Source organism: Paenibacillus sp. FSL H8-0315 (assembly GCF_038005365.1).
Taxonomy (GTDB): Bacteria; Bacillota; Bacilli; order Paenibacillales; family Paenibacillaceae; genus Paenibacillus_AQ; species Paenibacillus_AQ odorifer.
This window is the reverse complement of record NZ_JBBOTA010000001.1, coordinates 1,571,055-1,593,117: the sequence shown is the minus strand read 5'-3', so window position 1 is coordinate 1,593,117 and position 22,063 is coordinate 1,571,055. Positions and strand designations below refer to the sequence as shown.

Annotated in this window: 13 protein-coding genes; 11 read left to right on the top strand and 2 right to left on the bottom strand. The window is 45.9% G+C overall.

Going from position 1 to position 22,063, the window contains the following annotated elements; translation table 11 throughout:
- Position 1 precedes the first annotated feature (1 nt).
- The gene (locus MHB56_RS06850; protein WP_340920094.1) at positions 2-1,300 is read left to right on the top strand and encodes a PTS sugar transporter subunit IIC; all 1,299 of its coding nucleotides are present in this window, start codon (positions 2-4) and stop codon (positions 1,298-1,300) included.
- Between the two features lie 18 nt (positions 1,301-1,318).
- Positions 1,319-2,779, top strand: a complete 1,461-nt coding sequence (locus tag MHB56_RS06845; RefSeq protein ID WP_341143421.1) for a glycoside hydrolase family 1 protein — start codon at positions 1,319-1,321, stop codon at positions 2,777-2,779.
- A gap of 158 nt (positions 2,780-2,937) precedes the next feature.
- On the opposite strand, the gene MHB56_RS06840 is transcribed toward MHB56_RS06845, so the two are convergent.
- Positions 2,938-3,591 carry a GntR family transcriptional regulator gene (locus MHB56_RS06840; RefSeq protein WP_076128891.1) on the bottom strand — a complete coding sequence of 218 codons (654 nt, stop codon included), beginning with the start codon at positions 3,589-3,591 and terminating at the stop codon, positions 2,938-2,940.
- Between the two features lie 219 nt (positions 3,592-3,810).
- Here MHB56_RS06840 and uxuA point away from each other — a divergent pair, with 219 nt between their 5' ends.
- The gene (gene uxuA, locus MHB56_RS06835; protein ID WP_076128893.1) at positions 3,811-4,887 is read left to right on the top strand and encodes a mannonate dehydratase; all 1,077 of its coding nucleotides are present in this window, start codon (positions 3,811-3,813) and stop codon (positions 4,885-4,887) included.
- The gene (locus MHB56_RS06830) at positions 4,888-6,498 is read left to right on the top strand and encodes a mannitol dehydrogenase family protein (protein ID WP_341143420.1); all 1,611 of its coding nucleotides are present in this window, start codon (positions 4,888-4,890) and stop codon (positions 6,496-6,498) included.
- Positions 6,499-7,484: 986 nt separating this feature from the next.
- Here MHB56_RS06830 and MHB56_RS06825 read toward each other — a convergent pair.
- Positions 7,485-8,327, bottom strand: coding sequence for a hypothetical protein (locus MHB56_RS06825; RefSeq protein ID WP_076191803.1), 843 nt, complete (start codon positions 8,325-8,327; stop codon positions 7,485-7,487).
- A 365-nt stretch (positions 8,328-8,692) separates the two neighbouring features.
- Here MHB56_RS06825 and MHB56_RS06820 point away from each other — a divergent pair, with 365 nt between their 5' ends.
- The 7 genes from MHB56_RS06820 (at position 8,693) to MHB56_RS06790 (ending at position 22,053) form a co-directional block, all read left to right on the top strand.
- A complete protein-coding gene (locus MHB56_RS06820) occupies positions 8,693-12,607 on the top strand; it encodes a X2-like carbohydrate binding domain-containing protein (protein ID WP_256721055.1) in 3,915 nt (1,304 codons plus the stop codon).
- 338 nt (positions 12,608-12,945) lie between these two features.
- On the top strand, positions 12,946-15,156 hold the full coding sequence (locus MHB56_RS06815) for a helix-turn-helix domain-containing protein (protein WP_341143419.1): 2,211 nt from the start codon (positions 12,946-12,948) through the stop codon (positions 15,154-15,156).
- 350 nt (positions 15,157-15,506) lie between these two features.
- Positions 15,507-16,361, top strand: coding sequence for an ABC transporter permease (locus MHB56_RS06810; RefSeq protein WP_038574727.1), 855 nt, complete (start codon positions 15,507-15,509; stop codon positions 16,359-16,361).
- A 15-nt stretch (positions 16,362-16,376) separates the two neighbouring features.
- A complete protein-coding gene (locus MHB56_RS06805; RefSeq protein WP_036683268.1) occupies positions 16,377-17,279 on the top strand; it encodes a carbohydrate ABC transporter permease in 903 nt (300 codons plus the stop codon).
- 136 nt (positions 17,280-17,415) lie between these two features.
- Positions 17,416-19,041 carry an extracellular solute-binding protein gene (locus MHB56_RS06800; RefSeq protein WP_076128949.1) on the top strand — a complete coding sequence of 542 codons (1,626 nt, stop codon included), beginning with the start codon at positions 17,416-17,418 and terminating at the stop codon, positions 19,039-19,041.
- 96 nt (positions 19,042-19,137) lie between these two features.
- Positions 19,138-20,271, top strand: coding sequence for an SGNH/GDSL hydrolase family protein (locus MHB56_RS06795; RefSeq protein WP_341143418.1), 1,134 nt, complete (start codon positions 19,138-19,140; stop codon positions 20,269-20,271).
- A 66-nt stretch (positions 20,272-20,337) separates the two neighbouring features.
- Positions 20,338-22,053, top strand: a complete 1,716-nt coding sequence (locus tag MHB56_RS06790; protein WP_341143417.1) for an alpha-1,3-galactosidase-related protein — start codon at positions 20,338-20,340, stop codon at positions 22,051-22,053.
- Positions 22,054-22,063: the final 10 nt, after the last annotated feature.

Genomic DNA, 22,063 nt, shown 5'->3' with positions numbered 1-22,063 from the left:
CATGGCAGGCGGCGCAGAATGGAGAGCCAAGATCCAGAAAGTCAGCACGAAAATCCAAAAAAACACCTATATCAGCGCTATTTCCAACGGTCTGATGGCCTTGATGCCAATTTTGATTCTGGGCGCTATTTTTTCCCTGATTAATGCACTCAAGCTTGATCCTTATCAGAATTTCCTGGAAAGCACTGGACTCAAAACTTATACTTCGATTCCGGCAACTGTAACCACCGATTTGATCGCACTCTACGCGGTGTTCTCCATCGCTTACAATTTCGCTACCCAACATAAGCAGCAAGGCTTTTCGGCAGGGATTTTGGCGCTGATGAGTTTCTTGCTAGTTACACCAAAAGGACTGCTGGATGATGGCGTGACCAAAGCATTTGGTTACTCCTGGTTAGGCGCCAAGGGATTGTTCGTGGCAATCATCCTGGCACTGCTGGTAGGTAAGATCTATACCTTTGTATTGGAAAAGAAATTCTATATCAAAATGCCGAAGGGTGTTCCGCCCACGGTCGAGAAATCTTTTGCCGCGCTTACGCCTGGTTTTATCGTAGCGGTTCTGATGCTAGTGCTGACGGCGATTTTCGCCGCAACGAAATATGGCAATATGCACGAGTTTGTCTTCTCGATTATCCAGCTGCCACTGACTAGTCTGGGGGGTACCTGGTGGGCGATGCTGATCTGCATCTTCGTAATTCACCTGCTGTGGTTCTTTGGAGTTCACGGCACCTTGGTAGTCTATTCCGTTGTCGGCCCGATTTGGGTGGCTTTGGGACTTGAGAATCTGGACGCTTACCAAAGAGGTGTAGAAGGTACGCATATCATTGGTTCACCGTTCTTCCCGGTTTATGTACTGATCGGTGGTGCGGGGGCAACGTTAGGTCTCATTATTGCGATGTTGTTCGCCAAATCTACACGTTATAAGACACTTGGTAAACTGGCAATTATTCCAAGTCTGATCGGTGTCAATGAGCCGGTGATTTTCGGGATGCCATTGGTGCTGAATGTTCGGTTTATGATTCCGTTTATCCTGACTCCGCTGGTGAGTAGTGGTCTGGCGATTCTTCTGACGACGCTGGGTATCCTTCCTGTGCTGCACGGGATTCAGGTGCCGCTGGGCATTCCGGTGCTGGTTAATGGCTGGATGAACGGGGGCTGGCGCGTAAGTGCGTTCCAGCTGGTTATGATTGGTGCAAGCTTCATGATCTACTATCCATTCTTTAAAAAAGCCGATGCCGAAGCGCTGGAGCAAGAGCAGCAGGCTGAAGCTAAAGCGGCAGCAACCGCTGCCGCCCATTAATAAAAGGAGGCTCAACCGATGACTTATCCATTTCCGGAAAACTTCCTGTGGGGCGGTGCGGTAGCCGCCAATCAGGTCGAAGGCGCGTATAATGAGGGCGGGAAGGGTTTGTCCACTGCTGATGTAGTCAAATATTGTCCTCCTAAGGAACGGCAGAGCCTGGAACAGCTATTGTCCATGTCCGGTCCACAGCTAGAAGAGGCCATACAGGATGATAATCAGGGGAATTACCCCAAACGCAGAGGGATTGATTTCTACCACCGCTACAAAGAAGATATCGCCTTGTTCGCTGAGATGGGTTTTAAGGTATTCCGTATGTCCATCTCCTGGCCACGTATTTATCCGAATGGCGATGAGCAGGTACCTAACGAGGCAGGACTGCGATTCTACGACGATGTTTTTGATGAGTTGCGCAAATATAATATCGAGCCGCTGGTCACCATTTCCCATTATGAAATGCCGGTGCACCTAGTCACCAAATACAACGGCTGGGAATCCAGAGAACTGGTTGAACTGTTCGTCCGTTATGCGGAGACTGTGTTCACCCGTTACCGGGATAAGGTGAAGTATTGGCTGACTTTCAACGAAATCAACTGTACGCTCAAAGCGCCTTTTCTGGGCGCAGGGATTATTCTGGATGGCAAGTCAAATGAGAAGCAGGTTGCTTTTCAGGCTTTGCATCACCAGTTCGTAGCCAGTGCGCTTGCGATTAAGCGGGGCCGGGAGATCAATCCGCAGTTCCAGATCGGCTGCATGCTGGCCCGCAAGCTGCTTTACCCATATTCCTGTCATCCCGGTGATGTACTGAAAGCACAAGCTGAGAACCAAATGGCAATGTTCTGCTCCGATGTTCAGGTTAGAGGCTATTATCCTTCTTATATCCGCCGGCATTTGGAGCAGCATGGAGTGACAATAACCATGTTGCCGGGAGACGAAGCTTTGCTGCGGGACAATCTTGTGGATTTTCTTTCCTTTAGTTATTACATGTCCTCAGTAGTCAGTGTAGATGAGAATATCACAGCCACCACGGAAGGTAACCTGTCCTCAGGGCTGAAGAATCCCTTCCTGAAAACTTCCGATTGGGGCTGGCAGATCGATCCAAAGGGGCTGCGGTTTGTGCTCAAGGAGATGCATGACCGCTACCAGCTTCCTTTGTTCGTAGTAGAGAATGGTCTGGGTGCTGCAGATGTGCTCGAACTGGATGGCACGATCCGTGATCCATACCGGATAGAGTATCTGGCCCAGCATATTGAGCAGATGGCGGAAGCCATTGCCGATGGCGTGGAGCTGATGGGCTACACCAGCTGGGGCTGTATTGATCTGATCTCGGCTTCCACCTCGGAGATGCGCAAGCGGTACGGCTTCATTTATGTTGATCAGGATGATGCAGGCAATGGAACGCTGCTGCGTCTGCGTAAGGACAGCTTTTACTGGTACAAAAAGGTCATAACCTCTAACGGAGCAAATTTAAGCTATTAGTGCGGCGTTATAATCCTTGTTCATTTTTTACGAAAACCTTGAGAAATCAAGGTTTTTTTGTTTTTTTAATAGGGAATAGAGATCGTGTGTGCTTCTTCTTATAACGAAGTTTTATCCGGGAAGGCACTTAACTTATGGGCAAGCTGCCTTTTAGCTGACTATTTCTTTAAATATTCCGAGAAATTCTCCTGAAAATCCAGTGAATGAATATCTTCCCGGAGATGGTGGTGGATTAGCGGGCCGATTTTGGCGGTTTCTTTTTGCACCATAAGCTCAAGAATGGATTGGTGTTCGTTCCAGATTTCTTCCAGCTTGTCGGTCTTAAGCATGTGCAGTCTGCGGTACCTGAGATAATGTACATTCGACTGCTGGATCAGAGTCCACAGATACTCACGTCCAGCAAGCCTGTACAAGGCCCGGTGAAACTCGTCGTCTAAATTAAGGAAAGAATCTACAGCATTCTCCTGCCCGATGACCTCTTTCTGTTTCTTAAGAATTTCTTTAAGCTCGTGCACTCCTGGTAGTAAAAGCTGTGCAGAAAGATCCTTGAGGATCTCCTTTTCCAGTGTGCAACGCAAGTATGTGATTTGTTCAACAGATTCAAGATCAATAAAGGAGACAATATTACCTTTTTTCGGATAGATATCGGTATAAGATTCCAGTGCAAGCTGTTTGAGAACATCACGCAAAGGCGTACGTGAAATCTGAAACCGCTCAGACAAGGCTGTTTCACTCAGAATGGTGCCTGGCTTTAACGCCAGCGTGAGGATTTCTTGCTTCAGTGTGTTTAGAATTTCAGCTTTAATTGACATTTCTGTTCCTGCTTTCAATTGTTAATGACAGATACAGTACTAGTATACATGATAAGTTCGTTCATTAAAATCATTGGGATGAAAATAGGGTGGATATTCCTTGATTTCAGGATAAAATTCCTGATCAAATTGTGATTGACAAAGAATTGTTCTTATTCTATGATCAAGTAAATCTTGTATACAAGATAGTTGAAAACGAATTCACAGGAGGGTTTATCAATGAACATGACATGGAGATGGTATGGCGAGGGCAATGACAATATCACGCTGGATCATATTCGGCAGATTCCGGGTGTTATGGGGATTGTCTGGTCTTTGCATGAGAAAGTAGCCGGAGAAGTGTGGGAAATGGAACGGATCCAAGAAGTGGCGGATCAAATCACCAGCAAGGGTTTCAGCACGGCTGTAGTAGAAAGCGTCAACGTTCATGATGATATCAAAATCGGCTTGCCGACCCGTGATAAATATATCGATATTTATATCGACACCATTCGTAAACTCGCCAAGGTTGGCGTTAAGGTGATCTGCTATAATTTTATGCCTGTTTTCGATTGGACCCGCACAGAGCTGTATAAAGAGTTGCCTGATGGCTCGAATGCTCTCTTTTATGAAAAGGCTGCCATTACCGATAATCCGCGTGAGATGGTGGACCGGATTCTGAAGGGAGCTGGAAAGTTCACGATGCCGGGCTGGGAGCCGGAGCGGCTGGCAAAGCTGGATGAGCTGTTTGCGGCTTATGCGGATGTGACGGAAGATAAACTGTTCGACAACCTCCAGTATTTCCTGGAACGCATTATTCCAGTATGTGAGGAAGTGGACATCAAGATGGCTATCCATCCCGATGATCCGGCTTGGCCGATCTTTGGACTGCCGCGTATTATCCGCAATCGGGATATGATCCGCCGCTTTCTGGATTTGGTGGACAGCCCGTACAACGGTTTGACGTTCTGCACAGGGTCACTCGGCACGAATCCGGATAACGATCTGCCAGCGATGATCCGCGAGTTCCATGATCGTATTCATTTTGCCCATATCCGCAATGTGAAGGTATTTGAGAACGGTGATTTCATTGAGGTGTCGCACCGTGGGCGTGACGGAAGTGTTGATGTGGCCGAGGTGGTCAAAGCCTATCATGAGAACGGATACATTGGTTATGTACGTCCGGATCACGGGCGGCATCTGTGGGGGGAAGAGAAGAACTGCAGACCGGGTTATGGCTTGTATGATAGAGCTATGGGCATCATGTATTTGCTTGGTGTTTGGGATAGCTTGGATAATGTCAAGGAGGCAAAATAAATGCTGCATCTGACCAGAGGCAGTATCCAAGGGGAAAAAGCAGCTTGGAAAGCTGCTGGTGTGGAGCTTCCACAGTTCGACTATGAGCAGGTAGCAAACAATACACAGCTTAAACCGGAATGGATTCATTTCGGTGCAGGTAATATTTTCAGGGGATTCGTGGCAAATGCTCATCAGAAGCTGCTGGATAGCAGGAAGTCGGATACAGGTATTATTGCGGTGGAAACCTTTGATTTCGAAATGATTGATAAAGTCTACAAGCCCTACGACAATCTGACCCTTTTAGTGCTGATGAATGCTCGTGGTGATTTCCAAAAAAGAGTAGTCAGTAGTATTGTGGAGGGAATCGCAGCGGACAAAAACCGCGAAGCGGAGTACCGTCGATTGATCGAGGTGTTCGAGAATCCCAGCCTGCAAATGGCCAGCTTCACCATCACCGAGAAGGGATACTCGTTGACGGATCCGCACGATAAATATCTTGGCATTGTGGAAAAGGATATTGTGAGCGGACCGGAGCATCCTGTTCATGTCATGAGCATTGTTGCTTCGCTTGCTTATCGAAGATATCTGAAAGGCCAATATCCGATGACCTTTGTCAGCATGGACAACTGCTCACACAATGGCGACAAGCTGAAGAACGGAGTTGTGTCCATCGCTAAGGAATGGGCCCAAAGAGGACTTGTTATAGAAGACTTCGTGCGTTATCTGGAAGATGAACGAGTAATAACCTTTCCATTGTCCATGATCGATAAAATCACACCACGTCCTTCGGAGAGTGTACAGGCAGCGCTTCTGGAACAGGGAATTGGTGATATGGATGTGATCATTACCTCCAAAAACACATATACCGCTCCTTTCGTAAATGCTGAGATCAGCGAATATCTTGTAGTGGAGGATAACTTTACGAACGGACGTCCACCACTAGAGGAAGCCGGAATTATTTTTACGGACCGGGAGACAGTCAACAAGGTGGAGACGATGAAAGTAACGACCTGCCTTAATCCGCTGCATACGGCGCTTGCTGTTTCCGGTTGTCTGCTTGGCTACACCTTGATCGCGGATGAGATGAAGGACGATACTTTGCGGAGGTTTGTGGAGATAATCGGTTACAAAGAAGGCCTGCCCGTCGTAGTGGACCCGGGGATTCTCAGTCCAAAGCAGTTCCTGGACGAAGTCCTTACGGAGCGTTTTGCCAATCTATTTATCCCCGATACTCCGCAGCGGATTGCTACAGATACTTCGCAGAAGGTGGGTATACGGTTCGGTGAAACTATTAAATCCTATATTCGACGGGAGGAGCTCGATCCAGCGCAGCTAACGGCGATTCCACTGGCTATCGCTGTGTGGTGTCGTTACTTACTTGGAGTGAATGATGCTGGAGAGGTCTTCACATTGAGTTCAGATCCGTTACTAGAAACACTGCAAGGTTACCTGCAGGGAGTTTCGCTTGGAGACCAAACCGCAAGTGTACGCCCCATTCTTGAAGATGAGCGACTTTTTGGGGTTCCGTTGTACGAGATTGGTCTAGGTGATAAGATTGAGATTATGTTCCAAGAAATGATGGCAGGCCCAGGAGCGGTACGGAGAACATTAGAGCACTATTTAAAGTGAAAGCTAGGCAGTTAAGTAGATTTGAATTAATATAGAAGAAAATAAAGCGAAAAAAGTCCCGAGGCAATCAATCGGGGCTTTTTTTTGTATGATTTTAAAAAATCCAAACAAAGTGTGAAAAGAATCTTATGTAAAATGAGAAGGACGAAAGTTAAACTAAACACATGACGAATAACCGGTGTTCGTCAACTGAGCGACGAATTTTGAGGGGGTTCAACACCATGTTGTGGGGCGGGCAGAAAGGCCGGCTGGAGTAGAAGTGGCGAAATGAACGGTATAAATCCCGCAGAATGCAGATGATCGGGCGAATACGGAGAAAAGAACGGTATAAATCCCGCAGAATGCAGCTGATCGGGCGAATACGGAGAAATCTACGGTATAAATCCCGCAGAATGTAGCTGATCGAGCGAATGTGGCGAAAAGAACGGTATAAATCCCGCAGAATGCAGCTGATCGGGCGAATACGGAGAAATCTACAGTATAAATCCCGCAGAATGTACCGGATCGAGTGAAGGTGGCGAAAAGAGAGGCATAAATACCCTAGAAAGTGGAGGATGGAGTGGAAGCAGCGAAAAGAGAGGCATAAATGCCCTAGCATGTGGCGGATCGGGCGAATGTGGTGAAAAGAGAGGCATAAATGCCTTAGAATGTGGCGGATCGAGCGAATGCAGGGAAAAGAGAGGCAAAAATGCCCTAGAATGTGGCGAATCGAGCGAATGTGGGGAAAAGAGAGGCAAAAATGCCCTAGAATGTGGCGAATCGAGCGAATGTGAGGAAAAGAGAGGCATAAATGCCCTAGAATATGGCGGATCGAGCGAATGTCACCAGATCGAGCATATAACGAGAAATCTACGGTATAAATCCCGCAGAATGCACCGTATGGACCGGGACCAATACACCCTAAATGAGTGATTCCCCCCATTAACCGGAGAACCACTCCTTTTTTATAACCAACTTTATAATCCAATCAACGATCTCCGTGATGCTTAACTGTGTATTTTGCTGAACTCGATTCGCGAGCTGAAGGACCTGGTAAACTCTTTTTCGATTATTGTTTTCATGATATTGTGATGCACTTTGAGTTGTGATTGATCGGCGTGGTCTCTAAGGAGTTCAAAGAGCGCTGCTGATTTTTTGAAGCCTGTATCATCGTCTAGCTTGATGCTTAATAACAAGATTTCTAGAATAGTGTTGATTGTATCGTACATATTCTCTTGTTTATAGTAATACATAGCCAGCAAATAAATGTAATCCTCATGGTATTTGATATTCACAATAGTCTCATGTTCTCCTATATCATCAACATTGATTTTGAATTCCTTCAGAATCCAATCAACGGAATAATCATGTATTATCGAAGATTCTAAGATGGTAATGAGTCCCGGCAATAATTCTTCATCATCACTTTTTCTAATAAACTCAACGTATTTATGTAGCACTCCCATTTTGCCTTCCAGCAGATCGATAACGTATGAATTGGCTTTTGCTATATTGCGGTAATATTCGACTTCATAAATGGCCTCTTCATCTAAACCTCCTATCCAGCCAAGGTCAGCATACTTCTGAATACATAGTTTTGCCTCGTCAAACTTACCGGACTTTTGTAGTGCTATACCTTTTGCGCATGAGCTATATCCAAAATAATAGGGGATACTCCGCTTCAGTTTAGGACCTCTTATGAGGTTACTATTGTTTTCATATATGATGGAAATTTGTTCATGTAGCTTGTCTGCAATTTCAATCATGGCATCCCAATTCTCAAATGAAAATGATGCCTTAAGCATCTGAATCAAGGAATCCACATTCAACTCTTCCAAATCCAACTTCAATCCTATCTCCCTTTCTAGAGCATATCATGCATCGATTAAGATAATTGTATTTCATTTCTAAATTATTCATTTATTTTACATTAAATCATGTGATTTCCATCACGTTACATAAGGTCAAAAGGGTCTTTATTAATAATTTTCAAAATACATCCAGCTCACATTATCTTCCTTAAGTTTCTAGTGTTGGAGGAATAATGTTTGTTCCGTTGTTCATTTGTCCCCTTGTTTTTGGGTTATTTGTACGTAAAATGCGGAAATGTACCTATCGTGGAACTCGTTCTTCCTTTATGATCATCCCGTAAAGAAAGCGCTATCAAAGAAATTTTAACCACATTTCATGAGGGGGTAAGGATGATTTGAAGCGAATGGGAAAAAAGCTGGGAATGAGCCTGTTGGTATTTATAATTGCAGCAGCGCAGTTCGGTTTCACAGGAACGCAGGGCAATGTGGCACTAGCAGCAGAGAAAAGTATGGCGCAAAAGCCGTATATGGGTTGGAGCAGTTACAGCATGCAGGTGTACGACGGTGCAGGTAACTGGACCTCGGCCGAAAGCATTAAGAAACAATCGGATGTTATGCATGAGAAGTTGCAAGCCCATGGATATGAATACATCAATATTGATGCGGGCTGGAATGGCGACATGGATGAATACGGCAGACCGATTCCAAGTGAGACCTTATATCCTAACGGATTTCAAGAGGTCATCGACTATGTTCATAATAATGGACAGAAAATTGGAATCTATATGATTCCGGGGGTATCCATCGATGCCTATAATCGGAATCTTGAGATTTACGGGACTGGTGGCCAATGCCGCATACAGGACATTACAGCCAAGCCGCTTACCATTATGGATTATTGGAATTCCTACACTTATAAAATTGATTTCACGAATCCATGTGCCCAGAAGTATGTGGATTCTATTGCCGATATGATTGGCGAGTGGGGCATTGATTTCGTCAAATTTGACAGCGTGACTCCTGGCTCGGGGATTGATAACTTGAGCCGTGATGCGCGCGGCGATGTTGAGGCATGGTCTAAGGCTTTTGACAGAAATAACATCTGGTTTGAGCTGTCCTGGGCGCTCGATCACAATTACGTGGATTTCTGGAAAAAGTATGCCAACGGTTGGCGAATTGACTGGGATGTGGAAGCTTACGATGGCAGTGGGCTGACAGCCTGGCCGAGTATTTCCCGCTTGTTCCCCAAAGCAGCACTTTGGTGGAGGGATGCAGGTCCTGGGGGTTGGAATGATTTTGATTCGCTGAACGTTGGTAACGGATCTATGGATGGTCTGACCAAAGACGAGCGGAAATCCGCGATGACATTCTGGTCAATCTCTTCCGTGCCACTGTATACAGGGAATGACATGACTAGGCTGGACAGCTATGGTCTAGAACTGCTTACCAATGATGAGGTAATTGCCGTAAATCAGGCAGGACGTCCAGGCCATCCGGTATCTATGGATACCCAGCAGCAGGTTTGGTATGCCAATAATGGAGATGGCACTTACAGCGTAGCTCTGTTTAATCTGGGCAGTCGGAGTGCGGAGGTGAAAGTCAAATGGAGTGATCTCGGCCTTGAAGGTCCGGCTTCCGTTCGCGATTTATGGAGTCACACTGAGCTGGGAGACTTTGAGAAGGAATTTAGCGGAGGCATACTTGAACCTCATGCGTCACGGATGCTTAAAGTTACAGCATTAGGTGGCACCTCTACAGTCAATGATGATGATACAGGTATGCGCTACAGCGGGGATTGGAAGCGTAATGGCGGCAAAGAGCTGCTAGAAGGAAAGCAGGATTTGAGCATTACAATCAAGGATTCCTCGTCTGCTCCGTCGATGGCTTCACAATCGGATATTACGAACTATGGGACTGACCCGTCTGAGAATTCGTCTGCTGCGAACAAGGCAACGGTCACCAATGTAGTTTACATTAATGATAATGACAGCGGCATTAAATATAATGGCGCATGGCAGGTAAGCTCATCTCGAGGATTGGGTGATTATAGAGACGATGTGCATTATGCCGAGAAGAACGGGGATTCCTTTGAGTACACCTTTACGGGCACTGGCATTGACCTGCTGACCGAAAAGCATGAATCTCAGGGAGATATGATTATTACGCTGGACAATGAGGCTGCACAGACCGTTAGTGCTTATAAAACTGGATCAAGAGAGGTACAGCAAAATCTGTACAGTGTCTCAGGACTGGCTAACGGCTCTCACAGGCTTAAAGTGGTCAAAAGCTCAGGTGATTTTATGCTGCTTGACGCATTTAAGGTGACTACAGAAACTCCAGCAGGAGAACAGAATAGTACCATTACTCCGACATCTGCTCGATTCGACCAAGCAATAGAACAACAAGAGGATGTTACTGTCACTCTGAATTTGAATGGTAATACACTGAGCGGTATTGAAAATAATGGCGAGGCACTTTCGGAAGACGATTTTACGGTGACGAATGATAAATTGACCATTCATAAGCAATACCTTGCGCAGCAGCCGGCAGGCACAACCGACTTGATTTTCATTTTTAACACTGGTGATCCACAGACCCTGTCGATACAAATTAGTGATTCTACAGGCATTCGTTATGTGATGATTAATAACGATGATTCGACAGTTAAGTACAATGGCATTTGGAACCGCAGCAGTGGCAGAGGATTGGGTGACTATAAAGACGATGTGCAATATACGGAGCAGAATGGTGATTCTTTTGAATATACCTTCAGAGGAACGGGGATTCAGCTGTTCACAGAGGTAGATGAGTCACAGGGTGATATGGATATATATGTTGACGATCAATTTAAGGAAACCGTCAGTGCCTATCATCATGGACAAATGTCACTTCAGAACCTTTACAGCATTTCTGGCTTACCGGATGGAATGCACACGCTCAAGGTTGTGAAGAAATCAGGCAGATTTATGCTCCTTGATATGCTTAAGGTAGAAATTCCGAATATGATTAATCCGATCGCTGCCAGCTTTGATAAAGCTGCTTCCGCTCAGGAAGATATTGAGGTGACATTGCTGCAGCAAGCGGAAAGCTTTGCCGGTATTACTAACGGATTATATGATCTGGTTCTCGGGACTGATTATTCAGTAGCAGGTAACCGTGTTACACTGAATAAATCTTATCTTGCTGCACAGCCAGTGGGGACGCTGAACCTTAAGTTTACTGTGGAGGGAGATTATCTTAACGATGTTCACTCCACATCAGTGGACGGTGATTTCTTTGAATATACCTTCAAGGGTACCGGAATCAGCCTGATCACACCTATGGGTCCAGAGCAAGGTGATATGGATATTTATGTGGATGGACAACGGGTCCAAACCGTGAATGCGTATAGTCAGAGCCGCCTGACCCGTCAGGGAATTTATAGTATTTCGGGATTGGAAGGCGGGATACACACGCTTAAAGCTGTGAAGAAATCTGGTGATTTCATGCTGACGGATCAATTGAAATTCACAGTTTCAACGAGTCCTGCTGTATCTCCGACACCAACGCCAAGTCCGACACCGACATCAACTTCTACACCGACACCAACACCAACATCAACGGATTCGGGTGGCTCATACATTCCAGCTCAGCCATCTTCTACACCTGCCCTAACTCCGACGCCAACTCCGGCAACTGGAAATGAGGATGGATCTGCAGGGAATGGCGAGCCTAATCCGATCCGTCATACCGCATATATCAAAGGTTATCCGGGTGGGTTCTTCCAGCCGGAGCACGAAATTACGCGTGCTGAGATGGCAACGATTCTTGCCAATGTTGCTGAGAAGGGAGCTACTGGAGCAGGGGTTGTGTTCAGTGATGTGCCTTCTGGTTACTGGGGTGCTGATGCCATAACTAAAGCAGCGAAGATGGGACTAATGAAGGGTTACAGCGATGGCACCTTTAAACCTAATCAACCATTGACGCGTGCAGAAATGGCCAGTCTGGTGACCCTGCTTAGACCGGATTCGACGCAGAAGGGCTCCGGTTTCTCTGACATCATTGGACATTGGGCACAGGTGGCGATTTTGCAAGCCCAAGGTACTGGCATTTTCACTGGTTATAATGACGGGACTTTCCGTCCTAATGCCAAGCTTACTCGTGCCGAAGCTGTTGTGGCTATGAATAGGGCTTTGGGCAGAGGTCCTCTAACCAATGTAACAAATCCACAGTGGGCAGATGTTCCGGCAACGCATTGGGCCTTCGGCGACATTGAAGAAGCTTCGACGGATCATGTCTTTACATCTGGATCAGAGGCCAGAGATCAGAAGAAGAACTGATTGTCTAGCCAAAGCATTGAAGAAGGGGGGCCGTTACTGGCCCCTTTTTTCTAAATGACAGGAGGGCCACGCACTATAGATAAAATATCGGAATTGCCGATAAAAGGCAGTGATAACGGCGTAGATCGCTGTTTTTTTTCCATTTCTGAAGAGGTGCAGGAGGGTGAAGTGAGTTCAAACCCTTGACTATGAAGCAAAATGTTTTAATCTATGGTAATGATAGCGCTATCGAAATGTCATATTGAGGGAGGCTAACTACGCTGAAATATTCCAATATCTTTCGTAAATTTCTAATCTCTTATGTGGTCATTTTGGTCATACCCAGCATTGGCGGGTACATGTCCTATCTAACCTCGATCTCCGTGACACAGTCCATCTCGATTGAGAATGGAGTCACTCAGCTTCAGAAAAGTCAGGAGATATTGGAGCGCCGTATGGCGGAGGTTGAAGGCTTTACCAGGCAATTGGCGGTCAACCAGGAGCTAAATGTTCTTATGAATGAAAGTGAAAATGAGACGAATGTGTATGGGATTTGGAAAACGATGCGGAATGTTTTGACCTTCGGCCAGACTAATGATTTTTTGCAAAACTATTATATTTACCTCGCCAACTATAATCTTATCCTAACCCCAGGTTCGACCTATCGTCCGGAGCATTACTATTCTAATTTCAACTATAAGGATCTTTCGTTACAGGATTGGAGAAAAGAAGTGCTTGAGACAACCCACCGCAGCGAGATCAAGCCACTCAGTGATTTTGTCAGCAGGGGGATGCAAACCTCGGTCATTACCTATATGCAGTCACTCCCCTTGGATAGCTTTAATGATTCCTCGCCGGCTGTCGCAGTAGTGATTATTGATGAAAAAAATATCTCCAGCCTGCTTTCAGGCCTGACCGAGCGATATGGGGGTTGGGTGCATATTAGTGATGCTAAAGGGAATACGATTGTTCTGCAAGGAAGTGATGAGCAGAAAATGGTCAAAATGCTCGACGATCCAGCTTTTGATAAGAACAAGGTCAGTCAGTTTTATAAGGATGATCTGGTGATTACTACCCGTTCCGATTCCAATGGCTGGGTGTATCAGACCGGGATTCCTCAAGATATTTTGATGGAGAATGCTAACAAAATCAAGAGAATCTCCATACAAATTACGGGAGGCACTCTAATTATCGGTTTGATTGCCGGACTGATATTAGCTTACCGTAACAGCGCGCCAATCAACCGTATGCTCAGTGTCATGAAGGAGCAATTCGGCAAAGAAGAAGCCTCGGAGAGAAATGAATTTGACTTTTTGAGCGGCAATATAGCCGATATGATTACCAAAAATAAGCTGCTCGAGTCCGAGCTTAACCGCCAGCTTCCTCTGGTCCGAGATGCCTTCCTGAAACGGCTGATTGCCGGCGAATTCAAAACGCGGGATGAAATTATCTCTGCCGCCAAACAGGCGGATATCAGCATGAATCAGGATAGTGGCTACGTAGGAATTGTTCAGATTAACGGTTATGCGGGTATGGACAGTGTTGAAATTCTGAACGAGCTGAGTGCTTCCCGGCTGCTGCTGAAACAGACCTTGGCTGAGCTTGGCGTGGATGTCCTGATGACGGATATGGGCTCTGATAAAGTTGTAACGCTGTTCTTTTCTAGGGAAGAAGGAGCTGACAAGGAACAGGAAGCAGCGAATATCACCCAGACGATGGAGGAGCTCGCTACAAATGTCTTTAATGAGTACCGCATTACCATTCTGGCGGGCTTCGGGGATCTATTCACAGAGGTAACAGAGGTTAGCCTTTCGTATGATCAAGCGAAGCAGGCACTGGAATATGCTGTTTATATGAATAAAAAAGGGATTATCTGGAGCAGTGAAGCTCAAATTGAGAATACAACTTATTATTATCCGCTGGATTCGGAGCAACGGTTAATCAGCACGATTCGAGCCGGAGAGCTTGAGGAAGCCAAACGGATTGTGCGTGCGATTATTGTCCAGAATATGGAGCAGCGAGAATTATCCATCGAAATGAAGCACCAGCTTGTCGGGGAAATGAAGGGGACTTTTCTCAAGCTATTGGATCAAAAGGCATTTACCGAATATTCAGATATCGAGAGTGTCAAACGGCGGGTCATAGACATTGGCTCATCAGAGTCGCTTGTGACGATCCAGAACGAATTTTTTGACATTATGGAAGAGCTGTGCGGACTCATTGCGAATAAAAAGAAAGATATTCATATTCAAATCATCAAGCAGATTAAGGACTACACAGCAAAAAACTACTCGGATACGGAACTAACCCTCTACCGGGTGGCGGAACAGGTGGAGCGGCCGGAAAAATATATTTCCCAGCTGTTTAAAGAGGTCACGGGTGTTAATTTCTCCGACCATTTGATAAAAGTCAGAATGGATCAGGCCATCATCCTGCTCAAAGAGAGCGGATTAACGGTGGATGAGATTGCCGTTCGGGTGGGCTACAACAGTTCACATTCCTTCAGACGCGCATTCAAAAGGTTGATGGGTGTTTCCCCGAGTGCCTACAGACAATCTGTGGATGAATAAAAAAATATGCCATAACATAAGGCTGCACTGTCCACTTTGGACGATGCAGTCTTTTTTCTGATTTCAACCCTGCAATTCGGAAAAATGGCCGTTCTACTGCTATTTTGTGCTCCTCAGATAGGGCGATTTGTACGCTGAAGCACCCAAGTGTACCTTTCTTTTGGAGATAAAAGTCATCTATGATCAATCCGTAGAAAGCGCTATCACAAATCACAGACATCTGCTTAGGGGGAATTGTTCTGGAGAAAGAATTAGTATTACATCGCAAGTCGTTGCCGAAAAGCAAAGGCCCCGTATTCTTACAAAATGCTCGCAAAAGCATAAAAAAGCACTGGCAGTTACATCTGCTTGTGATTCCGCCTTTGCTGTTTTTTATCATCTTCAAGTATTATCCGATGCTGAACACTGTCCTAGCCTTTAAGGACTATAACGTCATAAAAGGGATATGGGGAAGTCCATGGGTCGGATTTAAAAACTTTCAGCTCTTCTTTGAGAATCCGCAGTTTTGGACACTGCTCAAGAATACTATTATGCTTAGTGGCTATCAGCTGCTGGCGGGTTTTCCAATCCCGATTATTCTTGCGCTCATGATTAATGAGGTACGGGGAGGAAGGTTTAAGAAATTCGTTCAGCTTGTATCGTTTGCCCCTTATTTCATCTCGACGGTTGTCATGGTGTCAATCGTTATGCTCTTTCTGGCCCCTCGGCTCGGTTTTGCCAACATTGCACTCAACTTCTTCGGACTGGATTCTATTAACTTCCTAGGTGAACCCGGCATGTTCCGTTCGATTTATGTGTGGTCTGATATTTGGCAGACAGCGGGCTACAGTGCAGTCGTATATTTGGCAGCGCTTGCAGGGATAGACCCAACACTTTATGAAGCTGCCAAAGTTGATGGAGCCTCGCGGTTTCAAAAAATCCGCCACGTCGATTTGCCAGGGATTGTGCCAACCATCGTTATCATTTTGATTCTGAATGTAGGGAATGTAATGGCGATTGGCTTTGAAAAAGTCTACCTGCTACAGAACCCGCTTAACCTCGTTAATTCTGAGATCATTGCCACCTATGTCTATCGGGTCGGCCTGTTGAATGCCAATTACAGCTTTGCAACTGCGGTGGGCCTGTTCAACTCCATCATCAACTTGGTTCTCTTATTTACAGTAAACGGTCTGGCGAAAAGAATCACTAAGAACAGCATCTGGTAGGAAAGGAGCTCATCTATGGCAGCAGCAGTTCAAAAAAAGATTAAAGAATCCGTCGGCGACAAAGCGTTCCTGATCACAATCTATATCGTGCTTACTCTTGTGGTAATCGCTGTACTTTATCCGCTTATTTTTATCATCAGCAGCTCAATCAGTAGTCCGGCAGCCGTGACCTCTGGTCGTGTCTGGCTCTGGCCTGTAGATATATCCTTCAAAGGTTTCAAAGTATTGCTGAATACGCCTGAGATTATCACTGGTTATGGAAACTCAATTTTCTACACCGCAGCGGGAACGCTGATTAGTATAACTTTAACGGTCATGATCGCTTACCCGCTGTCTCGAAAAGGTTTTTTCGGACGAAATACACTGATGATGATCATTACCTTCACCATGATCTTCAGTGGGGGGCTAATTCCCACCTATTTGGTAGTGAAGGAGATGCATCTGATCGATACTCGCTGGGCGCTGCTGATTCCGAACGCCATTTGGGTCTGGCAGGTCATTATTGCCCGCTCCTTCTTTCAATCCTCGATTCCGGAGGAGCTTTTGGAAGCTAGTGAAATCGACGGCTGTAGTGATATGAGATTCATCTGGAGCGTGGTACTCCCGTTATCCAAACCGATTCTCGCAGTGTTGGTGCTTATGTACGCGGTAGGTCAATGGAATGCCTATTTCGATGCGCTGATATATCTGAAATCAGCAGATTTGTTCCCCTTACAGCTTGTCCTGCGAAGCATCATCATTCAGAACAACAGCGCTGGTGGAGCCATGGACGTGGGGAAACTGGTCGAGAAACAACAGCTTTCCGAGCTGCTGAAGTATTCCTTAATTGTGATTGCCACTTTGCCGGTACTTGTTATCTATCCTTTCGTACAGCGTTATTTTGTACAGGGGATGCTTGTTGGTTCCGTCAAGGGTTGATCTTAGGAGTCTCTTTTTTGGAAAGGAGGTATGCCCGGAGTACACACTTAAGGTATCATCGTATCACCTGCTAAATTACAAAAGGGAGTGATAATATTTGAAGAAGCAAAGCTTGATTACTTTACTAATTCTGGTCATGGCATTTACGGTTGTAATTAGCGGATGTGCAAATAAAAATACAGATAACGCATCCAGCACGCAGCAGGGTTCTGGTTCGGGTTCGTCTGGCAAGCCGGTTGAGATCAGCGTGTTCTCAGTTCAGGAATCCGGCATCGACCTTCCGACCAATAAATTCACAAAACATGTAGAAGAGAAATTTAATTTCAAATTCAACTGGCAGATCAACCCATCGGATGGTGCTCAGGAAAAACGCCAGATCTCACTGGCGAGTGGTGACTATCCGGATGCTTACCTGCTTACTCACTATATTGATCAATTCTCACAGGCCGATCTACTGAAATACGGCAAGCAAGGTGTACTCATTCCTCTAAATGATCTGATTGATAAATATGCTCCAAATATTAAAGCAGCCATGGAAAAGAACTCTGACCTAAGAACGCTTAATACTGCACCTGATGGCAACATTTACGGACTTGTAGCTTATACAGAATGTTTCCACTGTTCCTATCCTAGCAAAATGTGGCTGAATACTGAGTGGATGAAAAAGCTTAACTTGGAGATGCCGAAGACCACTGAGGATTTCAAAAATGTACTGAAAGCCTTTAAAACGCAAGACCCGAACGGCAATGGCAAAGCCGATGAAGTGCCGCTAAGCGGTTCTATCGAGGAGTTCGGCGTACGAATCGTTCCTTTCTTGATGAACGCATTTGTTTATGATGATGATCGTAATTACCTGAACATGAAGGATGGAAAGGTGCAATCTGCTGCCATTACTCCGGAGTGGAAAGAAGGATTGACCTATATTAAATCCCTGTTTGACGAAGGTTTGATTGATCCGGGTGCCTTTACACAAAACGCGGAAGCTTTTAAGAAAATCGGTGAAAATGCTGATGCAGAAATTCTAGGCGCAGGTGCAGGTATGCACCCAGCGATCTTCGTAAACATCGACCCGGGGAATACCCGTTCAGCACATTACAACCCGCTGCCTCCGATTTCGGGACCTCAAGGAATTTCCTATGCGACTCATGATGGAGGCGGCGTAGTCCCGGGTGCAAAATTCGTGATCACAAACAAAGCAAGTGAAGAAGCACAAATTACACTGATCAAGATGGTGGATTATATGTTTACACCAGAAGGCCAAACGAATGGCGCAGCTGGCCTGAAGGGAACCGATTGGACAGATCCGGTCGAAGGCGATGTGGCGTTGGGGAAAGATGTTAAACCGATGATCAAACTAATTCCAGGTGAAGAAGGCGCAGCACCACGTAATGCAGGCTGGAGTGGTATGGCTCACTTCTATGAGCCTAAAGAATACCGTGATACTTACGTTCAAGGTACCGACATCTTTGCTTCTGATGGTTATGAACGTAGACTGTATGATGCGACTCTGCTATACGAAGGTCATGAGCCTAAAGAGTTATTCCCCATCTGGTCGATCTGGATTGATCCAAGTGAGATTGATGAAGCCAGCTTGCTGCAGACAAATTTGAAAAATTACATCGAACAAAATGAGCTGCAATTCATCACAGGCAACAAGGATCTGAACAAGGACTGGGACGCTTATGTAAAGGGATTGCAGAACTTGAAGCTTGACCGTTATCTCGAAATTTTACAAAAGGCTTATGATACTTCAAAAAAATAAATATTGAAATCAGAATCAGGTGCTGTATGATAGATCCCGCACCTGATTTCTTGATTTCAGGGGAAAATATGGGTTTTTGTGGATGGAGGTTGAGTTATGACAGACGAGAATCATTGCAATCATTCATTTGTAGTTCCGCGCCGTGGACTACCTCAAATTAACGGCAGGCTTACGGAAAAAGGTACTGTGACCGTTGCCTTTTTAGGCGGCTCAATTACGGAGGGGGCAGGTGCTTCCGAAGCAGACACATATAGCTGGAGAGCACTCACTGGTAAGTATCTTCAGGAGCGGTTTGCGGATCAGGAGTTCCGCTTCATCAATGCAGGAGTGGGGGGGACGAACTCAACTTTAGGTGTTCATCGATTACAGGAGCATGTCCTGCAGCAGGGCACAGTTGATTTGTTATTCGTTGAATTTAGCGTCAATGACGGCAATGACCGGGAAGAATCCATTAGAGGGATGGAGGGCATTGTTCGCCAATGCAGGCGGTTGTCACCGGGCACTGATATTTGCTTTTTGTATACGGCAGCAGAGAAGAATCTCTCCGGGAGCAATCCCTTTAATATTGCTGTCCATGAAGAAGTAGCTGAACATTATAAGCTTCCCTCTGTTAATTTTGCAGCTAGAGTCTATGCGCAGCTAGAGGCGGAACAAATGGAGTGGGCTAAGCTGGCACCGGATGGATATCATCCCAATGATGACGGTCATGCGCTGTATGCCTCTTTTTTGCGAGAGTATCTGGAGACAGCGCTTGTTCCTAACAAGACGAATTTGAGTAGCGAAAGCTCTTTAGATATTCCACCTTTGGCGGAGCAAAATTATGAATACGGCAGCCTGCTTGATTTCCGTGCGGCTGATCTTGTGAACGGTTACGAACTTCGCGAACTGGCTGCAGGAGATCCGCTGATGAACTGGCGTTTTGGAACAGAGCATCTGTATACCCATAGCAAGGAGGCTGTTTTTTCTTTTACAGTGACCGGGCAAAGCGCAGGCTTGATGCTGCTCTACGGACCGGATAGCGGGATTTTTGAATATTCGCTAAATGGCAGTTCTTATAAAGCTGTGAACTTATTCGATGAATGGTGTCCGCTTGCCTTTCGGCCTATTATCGCCATGTTTCCGATCCAGGAACAACGTCAAGAATTGCATGTTTCAGTACGCATTACGGGGCTGAAGGATGAACAGAGTAAAGGCACCAGTCTGCGTATTCTGAAACTGCTGCACAATTGATTATTTTAAGCGGAGAGATTATACTGCCAAATATTAAGCGTTTACAAAAAAAGAAAGGCGGTGCCGATGATTACTTCTGCTGAGAGTAACGCCTTTACTACTCCTGCTGTAATCCGCCTGACGGATTATGGAGTACTGCCGGATTCTGGTTTAGACGCGCAGCCAGCCATGGTTCGGGCTATACAGGCTGTCGCTGAAATTCCCGGTCCGGTACTACTGGATTGCCCGAAGGGCTGCTATCATTTCTATCCGGACGAGGCCATCCGCAAACCTTATTTTATCTCTAATACTGCCAGTGAGGAAGAGAACAGGGATGTCACTAAGACCATCGGTATTTTGCTGAAGGGACAACATAATTTAACGCTGGAGGGCAATGATTCATTATTTATTTTTCACGGCAAGCAAACGATGCTCCTGCTGGATGGCTGCAAGAATGTGGAGATCCGTAATTTACATACCGACTATGCCCGGCCAACTGTGACGGAGATGACGATTACCGAAAGCGGTGACCATTCGTTCGATGTCCAAGTACATCCCGATTCACGTTATGAGATTAGGGAGGATAAGTTGGTCTGGATCGGTGAGGGCTGGAGCTTTTCTGAAGGCCCAATGCAGACTTATGATCCGCAGCGCAATACGACTTGGCGGATGGATAACTGGCTGGAGCAGGCAGACACTGTCGAGGAACTGGAGCCGATGAAGCTCCGTCTGCATTTTAATTTTCAGCCTGAGGTTATTCCGGGGCATGTTCTACAAAGCCGTGACGGCATCCGTGATCAGGTGGGCGTATTCATTACGGAAAGCTCGAACATCACCTTGAGCGATGTTGGGCTACATTTTCTGCATGGACTTGGCATCGTTGGCCAGTTCAGCGACAATCTCAGCTTCCGCCGTATGGATCTCTCACCGCGTCCGGAAACGGGACGAACGGTCACAGGCTTTGCGGACTTTATTCACATGTCTAGCTGCCGGGGAAAGGTGATCATTGCCGATAGTAATTTTTCTGGTTCACATGACGATCCCGTTAATGTCCATGGTACTTATCTGCGGATCGTAGAGCAGCCATCGGCGAATGTAGTAAAGGTCCGGTTCATGCATCATCAGACCTACGGATTCATGGCTTTCTATCCGGGGGACGAAATTGAATTTGTTCGCTCCGGTTCATTGACCACTTATGCGGCTAATGAAGTGGTCGAAGTGAAGCGGCTAAATCCACGCGAGCTTTTGTTGACGTTGGCTCATCCGGCTCCTGATGATATAGGCAGCCATGATGTTATAGAGAATGTTACCTGGACTCCAGAGGTTGAAGTCACTAATAATCACTTCGCGAGAGTACCCACCCGCGGTATTCTTGTGACAACCCGGCGCAAAGTGGAAATTAAGGGTAACATTTTTGAACGGATGCATATGAATGCCATTCTGATTGCAGTGGATGCTGAGTCCTGGTATGAATCCGGCAAGGTGGAGGATGTGATCATCAGCGGCAATCATTTTCTGGAATGTGGAAGTCAAAAGCATCCGGTTATCTTTATTTCGCCGGAGAATGTGGAGATAGATAAGCGTGCTCCCGTTCACCAGAGAATTGTCATCACGAATAACAAGTTTGAAAGTATTGATGTGTTGGCCCTTAGTGCCAAGAGCACCTGCGGACTGGTCTTTAAGTGCAATGGAATTCTGGCAGGCAGTGGTGAGGCGAGTCTTTCGAATCTTGATGATGCGATTGAATTAAATGCCTGCAGTGAGGTTGAAATTGCTGATAATTTATTAAATGACAGATGGTGAGGAGAGCGCG